General features: G+C 71.4%; 12 protein-coding genes. 5 read left to right on the forward strand and 7 right to left on the reverse strand.

All coding sequences use genetic code 11. The annotated features are described in order from the left end of the window. Nucleotides 1–167: 167 nt before the first annotated feature. From ACFYPM_RS30160 to ACFYPM_RS30180, 5 genes are all read right to left on the reverse strand, one after another. Nucleotides 168–956 (reverse strand): ABC transporter permease, encoded by a 789-nt coding sequence (locus ACFYPM_RS30160; RefSeq protein ID WP_387204128.1) that lies wholly within the window; start codon nt 954–956, stop codon nt 168–170. After that, a complete protein-coding gene (locus ACFYPM_RS30165; RefSeq protein ID WP_387204131.1) occupies nt 953–1,930 on the reverse strand; it encodes an ATP-binding cassette domain-containing protein in 978 nt (325 codons plus the stop codon). The genes ACFYPM_RS30160 and ACFYPM_RS30165 overlap by 4 nt, the downstream gene beginning before the upstream one ends. A 32-nt stretch (nt 1,931–1,962) precedes the next feature. Beyond that, nucleotides 1,963–2,805, reverse strand: coding sequence for a DUF4097 domain-containing protein (locus ACFYPM_RS30170; RefSeq protein WP_387204134.1), 843 nt, complete (start codon nt 2,803–2,805; stop codon nt 1,963–1,965). 72 nt (nt 2,806–2,877) lie between these two features. After that, a complete protein-coding gene (locus ACFYPM_RS30175; RefSeq protein WP_387204137.1) occupies nt 2,878–3,402 on the reverse strand; it encodes a hypothetical protein in 525 nt (174 codons plus the stop codon). A 65-nt stretch (nt 3,403–3,467) separates the two neighbouring features. Beyond that, nucleotides 3,468–4,643 carry an FUSC family protein gene (locus ACFYPM_RS30180; RefSeq protein ID WP_387204140.1) on the reverse strand — a complete coding sequence of 392 codons (1,176 nt, stop codon included), beginning with the start codon at nt 4,641–4,643 and terminating at the stop codon, nt 3,468–3,470. A gap of 351 nt (nt 4,644–4,994) precedes the next feature. Here ACFYPM_RS30180 and ACFYPM_RS30185 point away from each other — a divergent pair, with 351 nt between their 5' ends. Beyond that, the gene (locus ACFYPM_RS30185; protein ID WP_387204143.1) at nt 4,995–7,223 is read left to right on the forward strand and encodes a hypothetical protein; all 2,229 of its coding nucleotides are present in this window, start codon (nt 4,995–4,997) and stop codon (nt 7,221–7,223) included. Between the two features lie 8 nt (nt 7,224–7,231). On the opposite strand, the gene ACFYPM_RS30190 is transcribed toward ACFYPM_RS30185, so the two are convergent. Beyond that, on the reverse strand, nt 7,232–7,978 hold the full coding sequence (locus ACFYPM_RS30190; RefSeq protein ID WP_387204146.1) for an SDR family oxidoreductase: 747 nt from the start codon (nt 7,976–7,978) through the stop codon (nt 7,232–7,234). Between the two features lie 131 nt (nt 7,979–8,109). On the opposite strand from ACFYPM_RS30190, the gene ACFYPM_RS30195 reads away from it, so the two are divergent. Continuing rightward, a complete protein-coding gene (locus tag ACFYPM_RS30195) occupies nt 8,110–8,763 on the forward strand; it encodes a class I SAM-dependent methyltransferase (RefSeq protein WP_387204150.1) in 654 nt (217 codons plus the stop codon). 285 nt (nt 8,764–9,048) lie between these two features. Further along, nucleotides 9,049–10,107 (forward strand): ice-binding family protein, encoded by a 1,059-nt coding sequence (locus ACFYPM_RS30200; protein WP_387204153.1) that lies wholly within the window; start codon nt 9,049–9,051, stop codon nt 10,105–10,107. A 262-nt stretch (nt 10,108–10,369) separates the two neighbouring features. Here the strand turns inward: ACFYPM_RS30200 and ACFYPM_RS30205 are convergent, their stop codons facing one another. Next, entirely contained in the window at nt 10,370–10,900 is a 531-nt protein-coding gene (locus ACFYPM_RS30205; RefSeq protein WP_387204156.1) for an AAA family ATPase, read from the reverse strand. A 169-nt stretch (nt 10,901–11,069) separates the two neighbouring features. On the opposite strand from ACFYPM_RS30205, the gene ACFYPM_RS30210 reads away from it, so the two are divergent. Further along, nucleotides 11,070–12,257 (forward strand): RNA ligase RtcB family protein, encoded by a 1,188-nt coding sequence (locus tag ACFYPM_RS30210; RefSeq protein WP_387204159.1) that lies wholly within the window; start codon nt 11,070–11,072, stop codon nt 12,255–12,257. Further along, nucleotides 12,254–12,883 (forward strand): peptide chain release factor H, encoded by a 630-nt coding sequence (gene prfH, locus ACFYPM_RS30215; protein WP_387204162.1) that lies wholly within the window; start codon nt 12,254–12,256, stop codon nt 12,881–12,883. Before ACFYPM_RS30210 ends, prfH begins: the two co-directional genes overlap by 4 nt. Nucleotide 12,884 lies beyond the last annotated feature (1 nt).

Raw genomic sequence — 12,884 nt, forward strand, 5'->3', positions numbered from 1 at the left:
GGGGGGGGCCCCCCGGGCCCCCCCCCCGGGGGCGGGCCCCCCCGGGGGGGGGGGGCGCCCCCCGGGGGGCCCCCCCCCCCCCCCGGGCCCCCCCGCCCCCCCCCCCGGGGGCCCCCCCCCCCCGGCTGTCCGTCGCGATGGCGGGACGTCGGGCGGTGGCGCCGGGATCAGGTGGCCCGACTGCGGTTGTACAGCGACTTGGCCCAGAAGAAGCAGCCGACGGTGATGACGACGCACCAGACGACCGCGATGATTCCGTTGGCGCCGATCCCGCTGCCGAGCAGCAGACCGCGAAGGGTCTCCATGACGGGCGTGAAGGGCTGGTAGTCGGCGAACCACCGGACCGGGGTCGGCATGGAGTCGGTGGGGACGAAGCCGCTGCCGAGGAACGGCAGCAGGATCAGCGGCATGGGCAGGTTGCTGGCCGTCTCGACACTCTCGCTCACCAGCCCGAGGGCCACCGACAGCCAGGTGAGCGCAAAGGTGATCATGGCGAGGACGCCGATCGCCGCGAGCCATTCGACCGGGTTGGCCGTGGGCCGGAACCCGACGAGCAGCGCCACGCCGATGACGGCTGCGAGGCTGAGCAGGGTCTGCACCAGGCTGCCCAGTACGTGGCCGGTGAGCACCGACGGTCGGAAGATCGCCATCGTCCGGAACCGGGCGATGATGCCCTCGGTCATGTCCATCGCGACCGAGATGGCGGTGCCCTGCGCCGCGCTGACCACCGTGATGAGCAGGATGCCGGGGGTGACGTAGTTGGCGTACTGGGAGCGGCCGCCGGACGGGCCGAGGCCGGCGCCGAGCGTGCCGCCGAAGACGTAGACGAAGAGCAACAGGATGATGATCGGGATGCCGATGAGCAGCATGGTCATCGACGGGTACCGCCGCATGTGCAGGAGGTTGCGTCGCAGCATGGTGCTCGAGTCGCGCACGGCGAGGGAGACGGTGCTCATCGCGCTGGAGCCCTTTCCTGGTCGGGTCGGCCGGCGCGGGAGTCCGGCTGGCCGGTGAGGGTGAGGAAGACGTCGTCGAGGTCGGGGGTGTGCACGGAGAGCCCGGCCACGCTGATCGAGGCACGGTCGAGGTGGTCGAGAAGCGAACGCAGCGACCCGACCCCGCCGTCGCTCGGCACCTGCAGGGTGAGCGCCGCGTCGTCCCGCTTGCCGGCGGCGAACGTACGGGCCGCCGAGTCGAGCCCGTCCTGGTCGGCGAACTGCAGCACCACGTGGCCACCCGGGATGAGCCGCTTGAGTTCACGCGGGGTGCCCTCGGCGATCAGCCGGCCATGGTCGAGGAACGCGACGCGGTCGGCGAGTTGGTCGGCCTCCTCCAGGTACTGGGTGGTGAGCAGGATGGTGACGCCCTCGGCGGCGAGCGCGCGGATGATGTGCCACATGGCCCGGCGGCTGCGCGGGTCGAGACCGGTGGTCGGCTCGTCGAGGAAGATCACGCGGGGCGCGCCGACCAGGGTCATCGCGAGGTCGAGCCTCCGCCGCATGCCCCCCGAGTACGTCGAGACCGGCTTGCCGGCCGCCTCGGTCAGGTCGAACTGGTCGAGCAGCTCGGTGATCCGTCGCCGGCCGGCACCCTTGTCCAGGTGACACAGGTCGGCCATCAGGTTGAGGTTCTCCCGGCCGGTGAGCAGGTTGTCGACGGCGGAGAACTGGCCGGTGACGCCGATCAGTTCGCGTACCGCGTCGGGCTCCCGCGTCAGGTCGTGGCCGAAGACGCGGGCGTGACCGCCGTCGGCGTTGATCAGGGTGGAGAGGATCTGCACAGTGGTGGTCTTGCCGGCGCCGTTGGGGCCGAGCAGCGCGAAGATCGTTCCCTCGCTGATCATCAGGTCGATGCCGTCCAGCACGACCTTGTCACCGTAGGACTTCCGCAGGTCGGTGGCGACGATTGCGGGCTTCGTGGAGCTGGTCATGGTCTCCTCTTTTGTGGTCGCGGTGCGGCGGGTCAGGCGCGGCGGATCATGATGTCGCCGTAGGAGGTGTTCGCCCGGACCTCGACCGTCTCGTCGGTCTGCGCCGGGCCGTCGGTCGTCTCCAGGGCGTTGTGGACGCGACCGTGCTTGGAACTGACGTCGAGCCAGGCGGCGGTCCCACGCCGGATGCCGACCTCGATCGCTCCGTAGGAGGTGTTCAGCTCGATCGCCCCCCGGACGACCTCACCCAGCCGGACGTTGCCGTAGGCGGTGCGGGCCGTCACCGAGGCCAACGGCGCGTCGAGGGTGATGTCGCCGTACGCGGTGTTGACCCGGACGTCGCCGCCACTGCGGCCGATCCAGCAGTCACCGGAGGAGTTCTTGATCTCGGCGGATCCGTCGACCGCCCCGATGCGGACCTTGCCGGAGGAGACCTTCACCCGGGCCGAGCCCGTGACCCGCTCCACCGCGACCTCGCCGTGGCTGCTGTCGATGTCCAACGGCCCGGTCTCGTCGAGCCGGATCCCGCTCCCGGTCTTGATCCGGCACTCGCCCAGCCGACCCTCGCAGCGGAACGCCGCCCAGGACGACTCGCCGTGCACTCGCGACCCGGCCGGCAGCTCGATCAGGACGTCGACCGACGGCCCGGAACCGAAGCCGTAGCGGCGCCAACCCTTCGACACCCTGATCAACAGTTGTCCTGCGGCGTACTCAACCGTGGTCTGTTCGGCGGCGCTCACGTCGGCCTTGCTCGACGGGTCGCGGGGCCGCACCGTCACCACGGTGTCGGTGCGGTCGGTCGCCTTGATCCAGACGTCTCCCACGGGCAGCTCGACCCGGACGGCGATGGGTTCTGGTGTGTCGAAAATTGGCATGGTGGTCTCCCGGAAGGTGGTCGGCGACTGTCGCCGCTGGTCAGCGGCGGGAAAACAAGGGGGTACGGAGAGTCAGCGGGCCCAGCCGGTGATGTGCTGGCCGGAGCGTGGCTCCACCCGGCGGGGCGGGCGACGCTCCGTCTCGCCGGCGCTGACGGCACCGGCGACGGCGCGCACCAGCCAGGCGTTGACCGAGAGCCCGGCCCGCCCGGCGGCCTCCTCGACGCTTGCCTTGAGGTGGTCGGGGAGTCGGAGGTTGATCCGCGAGGTGCCACCGTCCTCCCCCTCCGGCGCGGGGGCTGGCGTGGCGAGCGGCGGCGGGCCGCTGGCCTCACTCACCTCGTCGACGAGCGGGCTGGCCGGCGTCACCACGAAGTCCGGCTCGCGCCCGCGCAACCGGACGTGCACCGAACCCGGCGCGAGATCGCGGGTGATCTCGTCGGCGGCGTCGGACAGGGCCTCGAGCAACGTGAGACGGGTCGCCGCCTCCAGCTGGGCGAAGAGCCGCTCGGCCAGCATCCGGGCCTCGGGGTCGACCCCCTCCGCAGCGATGGCGAACTCGTCTCGCAGGTTCTCGACGTATGACCTGAGCTCCATGGCACCATCATGGCACCACTTTGGCTCAGAATGCAACAGGCGTGGCTCACAATGGTGCCGACCGATCAGTCCCGCCGCAGCACGCCGGGTGCTTCCAGCTCGCCGAACGTGCCCCGGACCAGGTGATTCGCCTCTGCCTGAGTCAGCCCGGAGGCCACCAGCAGGTCGCTGACGGTCGTCCGGACCTGCGCCACCACCACCGCCCCAGAGAAGCCGACCCCCTCCCGATAGGCCTCACCGGCCGTCCGGACCGCCCGCAGGGCCTGCTCACGTGCCCGGTTCGGCTCGACCGCGGCGGCGAACTGCCGCTTGAGCAAGCGGACGGCCTCGGCGAGATCGGCCACCGCCCTCGGCAGCGCGTCCGGGACCGGTTCACCGTCCTCGATCAGCGTCACCGACCGGCGGATCAGGGTCCCGCTGTTGCGCATCGCCCGATCGATCGGCTCTGCCGCCTGGGCGTACCGGCCCACCGGACCGTGCCGCTGTCGCCAGTGCACCGGCGACAGGACGCTGGCCTCCCGGGCGCCCTGGGTCGCCTCGACGAACGCCTGCAACCGGCCCTTGTTCTGCCGCAGTTCGCTCCGGGCGGTGCGGGCCCGATCAGCGTTTCGCTCGGCCAGGGCGCCGGCGGTCGCGTCGAGTTGGGTGAAGAGGAGATCCAACGCCGGCCGCGCGGCCCGGTTGAGCACCCGCAGCGGGTTCAGCGGCAGCAGCACGGTGGTGATCAGCAGCGCCAGACCGCCCCCGACGAGCGCGTCCACGAACCGAGGGATCTCCAGATCACGGATGGACGGACTGAGCGTGGCGATCAGCACCGCCGTCGCTCCGGCCTGGACCACCACCGCCGCACTACCCACGAGGAACAACGCGACCACGATCGCGAGCACGACGATCAAAACGAGTTGCCACCACCCGGTGCCGATCAGCAGGAGCAGCAGATCGCCGATCAGCACCCCCACGGCGACACCGATGATCAGCTCGACGGTACGGCGGAGCCGTTGGCCGACGGACGCGGCGAGAGTCGAGACCGCAGAGATCGGTGCGAAGATCGGCTGCGACACGTGCAACAGTTCGTGCGCCACGAACCACGCCAGCGCCGCGGCCAGACCGGCCTGCACAGCGAGCCCGGCGAAGGCCCGTACCCGACGCATCCGGTCGCGCAGCGTGGCCGTCGCGCGGTCCCAGAGCCGGACCACGATCGGAGCGCGGCCGTCCGCTCCGTGCCGACCGGCAGCGACCATGGCGGCACCTACCCCGCCAGCACCCGATCAATCCCCGAGCCGGTACGTCGACATCCCCGCCCGAGCGTGCGGTGCGCGGCGTCCAACGGCGCCCCTTGCCGACCCGGACGAACGGCGGCAAGCCCGCCGGAGAGTTCCACGGTGCGCGAGCGTCGACCACGACGAATGCCGTGGCCCCCTCGTGGCGCAGGCGGGCCGCGATTGAGGTCGTCCGGTTCGGGTAGACCGCGGTCTGCCGCCGTCCGGGTGGCGGCCCCGGCACGGCGGGCTGGCAGAGCTGGCCTCGGGTGGTTCGTGTGCCAGGGGGCTGCCGAGACGCCTCGGGGGGAACATTCGAATGGACCAGCGCGGTTGAGCGGGCCAGACACCACCGGCGGCTTCGTGGAGCTGCGGGTGCATGGCGTCTCCGGGGCGAACGCCGAAGAGGTGCTGGAGTTGCGGCAGGTCTCGCAGGTGGCGGGTGACCGCAACGGAGGCTTCTACCGGCCGCGCCCCCGGTACTCGGACACCACCGGCGCGCACGGGGTGACGCTTGAGGCGTACCGCTGGGGTGATCTGCCCTCCGGGACCGTGGTCCGCGCACTGGGGTTGGTCTTCCTGCTGCCGTTCATGCTTGTCAACGTGGCGATCTGGATGCGCCCCGCGAACTCCGGTTCCGAGGCGACGGTCCGGTCGCTGTGCCGGTTGCTGGCGCTCACGCTCACCGTGCTCTACGTGCTCGCCATCGCTGGCGTCGCCCTGGATCTCGTCGGCTGGAAGTGTCTGAACTCGGCGAACTGCCTCGCCGGACGCAGCTGGCTGTCCTGGTTGAGCGGCCGGTCGGTCGGGGTGCGACTGGCGGTGCTCGCGCTGGTCCCGGCCACCGCGATCGGCCTGATCTGGCGGATCAGCAACCGGCCGGGGCGGACGTTCGAGGCGTTTCGCGCACCCGAGCAGGTCTCCGGGCATCGGCTCGGCGCGGTCGGTCAGTGGGACGCCGAGCCGCTGGTCGGGCGGCTGCGCTCGATCCACGTCGCCGCCGCGTTCGCGACGCTGGACCTCACCCTGCTCCTGGCCCGGGTCGCCAGCGGTGCCAGCGCCATCGGCGTCGCGTTGACGGTGGCCACCGTGGCGGTCCTGGCCGCCTGCGTGGGATCGCTCTGCACTCCCCCGCTGATCGACCGGGCCGCGAGGGATCGGTTCCTCGACGGGATCACCCACGCGCTACGGTCCAGCGCCATCGTCCTGACCGTCCTCGTGTTGGTCTACGTGCTGGCCAGTCCGCAGTCGTGGGACGGACGCCGCGAGCTGCCCGGCTACGACCTGACCCTGGCCGGGCTGTTCCTCGCACAGACCACCCTGCTGGCCGCACTGGCCGTGGTGCTGCTCCGGCGCCGGGACCGGCAGCGAGGTGCGACGCCGCTGTTCGGGATGGGTGGGCTCGCGATCGCGGCCGCCGGGATCAGCGTGGCGGTGGCGTACTCCGCCGAGGTGGTCTACCGGGCGGCGGACTTCCTCGACCGGGACACGCCAACCGGTGCGGGCATCGCCGCCGGTCCACCCCGCGCGTACACGTGGGTGATCTTCGGCTTCCTGCGCGCGATCGTGGTCACGCTGGTCGTCGCCGGTCTGGTCGTCGTGATCTCCCGCCGGGGCCGGCGTCGCGACGCCGCGGCGATCGTCGCCCACGACTACCCGGACCCGCCGCCGGAGGCCAGGACCCGACTGCGGCAGGTCCGCGACGCGATAGCCCGGGCCCGGTTCACCGAGAAGCTGGTGCCGCTGGCGGTGCTCTTCGGCTGCCTCGCCGGCCTCGCCACGGCCAACACCACAATCGGTCTGCTGGGACAGTTCCCGAGCGACGCCGTCGAGGGAAACATCGGGTTGCCCGCGGACGTGGTCACCTTCGCCATCGCGTTCGGCAGTTGGCTGATCGCCGCGATCATCCTCGGCCTGATCGTCGGCAGCGTCTTCGCCTACCGGACCATCCCGTTCCGGCGGCACGTCGGCGTGCTCTGGGATCTCGGCACGTTCTGGCCCCGAGCCGCCCACCCCTTCGCACCGCCCTGCTACGCCGAACGCGCCGTGCCGGAGCTGACCCGCCGGATCACGTACCTCGTCGAGAGCGGCCATGCCGTGCTGCTCACCGGGCACAGCCACGGCTCGGTGCTGCTCGCCGCGACGGTGCTTCAACTGCCGCCGGAGGTCGGCAGCCGGGTCGCCCTGCTCACCCACGGGTCACCGCTGCGTCGCCTCTACGCGCGACTCTTCCCCGCCTACATCGACGATGCGGCACTGCACGACATCGGCCACCGGGTCGGTTGGCGGTGGGTGAACCTGTGGCGCGACACCGACCCGATCGGCGGCTGGGTCTTCTCCCCCCACCGGTCACCCCGGGCGGCTGCGGGAAGCGACCCGGCAGACCACGTTGATCGTCGACAACGCGATCCCCGGGACGTGGTGACGCCGGCCAGCGACAGCGTTCCCCCTCCGATCCACGGCCACTGGCCGGACGAGGCGGACGAGTCGTTCACCGCTGCGGTGCGGGAGTTGGTGCGGCGTCTCGGTGGACGGGCGGACCCACCCGTCGCGGCCGGGTAGCGGCCGGGTCACCCGGCCCGGGTACGCCAGTCGTCGAGGCTGGTGGCGGCGATGCGGACGCCGTCGCCGGGGACCAGCGAGCGTTCGCCGAGCGTGGCACCGAAGTACCGGGCACCCGGGTCGGCCACCACCGACCGGCGATCCTGCTGGGACGCGAGAATGGATCGGCCCAGTTCGTCGAGGCGGAACTGCTCCGGGCCAGCGATCTCGACCACCGCGTTTGTCGGCGCGTCGACCACGACCCCGGCCACCGCGGCCGCGACGTCGTCCGCCGCCATCGGTTGGATGAGGACCGGCGCGAGGTGCACGGTGTCGCCGTCCGTGGCGGCGTCGATGATCCCCTGGAGAAATTCGAAGAACTGCGTGGCGTGCACCACGGAGTACGGGATCCCGGCCGCGACGATGAGCTTCTCCTGGGCGACCTTCGCCCGCATGTACCCGCTGTCCGGGATCCGGTCGCACCCCACGATCGAGAGCGCCGCGTAGTGGCCCACCCCGGCCGCCGCCGCTGCGGCGAGGAGATTGCGGGTGGACGTCTCGAAGAACTCCAGCACGGCGGCGGCCTCGAACGACGGCGAATTCGACACGTCGACCACGACATCGGCACCGGCGAGTGCCTCGGCCACTCCCTCGCCGGTCAGTGTGTTGACGCCGGTCTTGGGTGACGCCGGCACCGCTTCGTGCCCCTGGGCACCGAGATTGTCCACGAGCTTGGAGCCGATGAGGCCGCTGCCACCGATGACGACGATCTTCATGGTCGAACACGTCCTGTCTGTGCTGGGTCTGCAACCGCTGCCCACCAGTAAGACGGAAACCGTGCACCGATGCAGGACAATCGCTTAAGAACAGTGCGACGAGAATCAGCCGGTTCCCCTGGAGGTCTGACGTGGCCGTGGTGTCCCATCCGGTGTTCGCGCGGGTGTACGAGAGGCTCAGCGTCGCCATGGACCGCGCCGGCACGGCGGAGTTCCGACGGGACCTGGTCGCTGGCCTGTCCGGCCGGGTGATCGAGATCGGCGCGGGCAACGGCAGGATGTTCGCCCACTATCCACCCGCGGTGACCGAGGTGGTCGCGGTCGAGCCGGAACGTCGACTGCGCGCCGCCGCCGAGCGGACGGCACCGAGCGCGCCGGTGCCGGTCACCGTCGTCGACGGTCTGGCGGACGCCCTGCCGGCAGGTGACGGCGAGTTCGACGCGGCCGTCGTCGCGCTCGTGTTGTGCACCGTGCCAAATCAGGCGAGCGCGCTCGCGGAGGTCAGCAGGGTGCTGCGGCCCGGCGGCCAGTTGCGCTTCTTCGAACACGTCGCCGCCGGGCAGGGCAGCCGCCTGCACCGGACCCAACGCCTGCTCGACGCGACACTGTGGCCCACGTTGTTCGCCGGCTGCCACACCAACCGCGACACCGTCGCCGCCATCGGTGCCGAAGGGTTCGTGATCGAGGAGCTGCGTCGGTTCCGCTTCCCGGCCACCAGCAACAGCCCATCCTCACCCTGCGTGCACGGCCGGGCGATCCGGCCCGCCGTAACGCATCAGCCCTGAGAACGACCGCCGGACTGCTGACGAAGACGGCTATCGATCCGACGCCATTCGTCCTCAGGCGACGTCGGGCGCATGCGGCAGCTGGCCGGTCACGCGGTTGAGGTCAACGTGAATGCGAATGAGTAGCACCGTTCCGCCTGTTCCTAATATGCCGTTCTGTACGCATGCGTGGCCCTGACGTGATGTGGTGGTGACCGCACTTTCTCAGTGCCAACCAGGCCGTATTCACGCAGGCCGTGGCCCCACCTGGCCCTCCTGCGAAGTAGTACCCACGGAGGGTGTTCTGTGACAGCAAAGCCTAATCATCATCGTCTTCGCCGACGGCTGCTGCCCGCGCTCGCGGCGTCCGCGGCAGCCGCCGTCGCCGTGGCCGCGACCCTCCTGCTGCTCGGCTCGACGCCGGCCAGTGCCGCCGATGCACCGGTAGGCCTGGGAACAGCGGGCAACTTCTCCGTCCTCGCCGGAGCCGAGCCGACAAACACCGGCCCGAGCTTTCTGGGTCAGAGCCTTGGACGATTCCCGGGAAACACCGCAGCAGGCTTCGGCACGGCAACCATCGGCGGTGAGGTCCACCTCGGTGACGCGGTCGCTCTCCAAGCCCAGAGTGACCTGACCATCGCCTTCAACGACGCCGCCGGGCGGACACCGTTCACCAACCTGCCCGCGGAGCTCGGCGGCAACACGCTCAACGCAGGTGTCTACCGAATCGGGGCCGCACAGCTGACCGGGGCGTTGACGCTCAACGGCCAGGGCGACCCGGCGGCCGTGTTCATCTTCCAGGTCGACTCCTCGCTGACGACGGCGTCGAACAGCAGCGTCGTCCTGATCAACGGCGCTTCGGCCTGCAACGTGTTCTGGAAGATCGGCAGTTCGGCGACGATCGGCACGGGGACCACATTCGTGGGCACCGTCATGGCCCAGGCGGCGATCACGATGGCCACGGGCGCGACCCTCCAGGGTCGTGCGCTGGCACGTACCGCCGCCGTCACTCTCGACACCAACGTCATCACCGCACCACTGTGCGCCGGGCCCACCGGTCCACCCGGACCGACCGGCCCTGCCGGACCGTCGGGACCGCCCGGCAGCCCCGGCGCACCCGGCAGCCCCGGCGCGCCCGGCGGCCCCGGCGCACCCGGCAGCCCCGGAGCGCCCGGCAGCCCCGGCGCACCCGGCAGTCCTGGCGCGCCCGGCGCACCTGGCCGACCGGGCGGTGGCGGCAAGCATCCCGTCCTGCCGGTGACCGGCGGTGGGGCGGTCCCCGCCATGACGGGCATCGGAAGTGCGCTTGTCGTGCTGGGCGCGTTCGCGTTCATCCTCGCCCGGCGGCGCACCCGCGAGTCCTGATCGGAGGCCCGACCGGTGAGCTGCCGGTCGGGCACCTTCGGGACTGACCGTGCACACCAACCGGCGGCCCACTCCCCAGCGGGGTGGGCCGACGGTTGGTGTGCCGGGTCAACCGGTCCGGACGCCGAGGGGACTGGGTCAGTCGGGGCTGCGCGACGACCAGCGGCGCTCAGACCAGTGATTGTGCACTGGCCTGGACGAGGCTGACGTGCCCAGAGGCTCTACGATGATCGGCTGAGCGGGTGACCTGGTCGAGTGGCCGTCACCGGGTCGGCAGGCCCGCCACCCAGTCATCCAGGCCCGCCGGGCCCGCGAACAGCACCACCGGCGGCCCGGCCGGGTCGGCCTGCCAGGCCCGCATTCGCCGCCGTTCCCGGCCGAACGCGGCGGCGTGCCAGACCAGGATCGAGTCCGGGGACAGCACACTGCCCAGTGATTCTCGGTTTCCGTTGCAGATCACCTCGCCGGTGCCCAGGCGACGCAGGGTGCGACGAAGCAACCACCAGAACGAGCGCCACCACGGGTAGTCCAGGGCCACCACCAGGTCGGCACGGGCCAGCGGCACGTCCCGCCATCCGTGGTACGCGCCGTCGAGGATCCAGCTGTCCCGCCGGCAGATCTCCTCGATGCGCCCGCGCTGCTGCGCGACCGGCACCTCGACCCACCCCGGCAGCCACAACAGGTCGTCCACCGGATACCACGGCAACCCGAGGCGCTCGGCCAGGCGCTCGGCGAGAGTGGACTTGCCCGAGCCGTGCACCCCGTAGACCAGGATGCGACGCGGTGCGGTCATCGCGGCAGCGTACGCCGCGACCGAAAATCGTTTGCCGTACGGGACGGGCTGCACGAGAGTGACGTCCATGACGTACTGACGGAACCACCCCGCGCACTCGCCCCCGGTGACACCTCCCGGAGGGCTGTGCTGTCGTCCGTTCCCGCGTCTGCGTGCGAAGTGAGTCTCCTTGTTGCAGCACCACTCCCCTCGGGAGTCCCTACCCCCGTCCACCCCGGCCACCGTCACGGTGTTCGCCTCACCCGCGAGCTGGATCGAGTCCGCCGCACTCGACCAGTGCCAGCAGGTTGCCGCCCTCGACGGCATGATCCACGTCGCGGCGATGCCGGATCTGCACCCCGGCAAGGGCGCGCCCATCGGTGCGGCCATGGCGTCGACGCTGCTCTACCCGTTCCTGGTGGGCTCCGACATCGGCTGCGGCATCGCCGTGTTCCCCATCAAGCTCAAGCGTGCCGTGCCGGAGCGCCTCGCCGCCCGGTTTCCGGACCTCGACCGCGCGTTGGACCGGGATCAGGACGCCGACGACCCGGCCTGGGCGGTCGTCCAGGGTGATGTTCCGGCCGGTCATCTGGACGGTCTCGGGACGGTTGGTCGTGGCAACCACTTCGTGGAGCTGGCCCGAGTCGACACGGTCCTCGACGTGCGCCACGCGAGTCGTCTCGGGCTCGACGCCGGCGATCTCGTGCTGATCGTGCACAGCGGTTCCCGTGGTCTGGGTGAACGGATTCTGCGGGCGCACACCGAGGTGCACGGCGCCGGGGCCGCTCCCGATCCGGCCGCCTACCTGACGAGGCACGACGACGCCGTGCGCTGGGGATCGCTCAACCGGCGGCTGCTGGCGGCCCGGGTCGCGTACGCGTTGGGCGCCGAACCCACCCCGCCGATCGTCGATCAGTGCCACAACCTGGTCGAGGTCTCCGACGGGGTCTACCTGCACCGCAAGGGCGCGGCGCCGGGCGACGGACGCGACGTCCTGGTCGCCGGCACCCGGGGCACGCCCTCCTACCTGGTGGCCGCCCACGCCGGGCCGGAGGCGAACCATTCGGTGGCGCACGGCGCCGGTCGCAAGATGTCGCGCGCCGACGCCCTGCGGCGGGGCCGGGCCAAGCACACGGTCGAGGAACTACGTCGCACGCCCGTGGGCTCGCTGGTGGTGTGCGGCGACCGCCAACTGCTGTTCGAGGAGGCGCCCACGGCGTACAAGCGCATCGAGCAGGTGATCGCCGATCTCGTCGAGCACCGGCTGGCCACCCCGGTGGTCAGCACGACTCCCCTGGTCAGCTACAAGACGCCCGATCTCGGGTCCGCCTCCCGCACTCAGCGGCGGGGTCACCGCGACGGACGGGGCCGGTCGTGAGCGTGCTCCTGCTGTTGTCCGCCGGGCGCGGCCCGAGTGAGTGCGCCTGGGCGCTGGCCCAGCTCCTGCATCGGCTGACCGGAGCGGGCACTCGCCAAGGTCTGACGATCGAACAGCTTCAGGTGACAGCCGGCGATCGGCCCGGCACCTACCGCTCGGCGCTCATCCGGATCACCGGCGCGGACGCCGAAGCGTTCGCAGCCTCGTGGACCGGCACGCTGTGCTGGCAGGCCCCGAGTCCGTACCGGGCGAGCACGGGCCGCAAGAACTGGTACGTCACCGCGCAACCGCCGTCACCCGACGCGGCGCCGACGCCGTTCGCCGAGGCGGACGTCGACATCGTCGGTTGCCGTACCGGCGGTCCGGGTGGTCAGCACCGCAACAAGGCCAGCACGGCGGTCCGCGCGACGCACCGCCCTTCGGGCCTCGTCGTCGTGGTGGACGAGGAGCGGCAGTTCAGCCTCAACCGCCGGATCGCCCTGCAACTGCTGCGCCAACGCGTCGAGCAGGGCGACGCGGCGGCCCGGAGTGCCGTCACCACCGCCCGGTGGCGGGTGCACGACGCCCTGGTGCGCGGCGACCCGGTGCGGATCGAGCGTCCACCGCCCCCGCGCCAGCGGGGGTAGC

This window comes from Micromonospora sp. NPDC005203 (assembly GCF_042872705.1).
In the GTDB taxonomy this organism is placed as follows: domain Bacteria; phylum Actinomycetota; class Actinomycetes; order Mycobacteriales; family Micromonosporaceae; genus Micromonospora.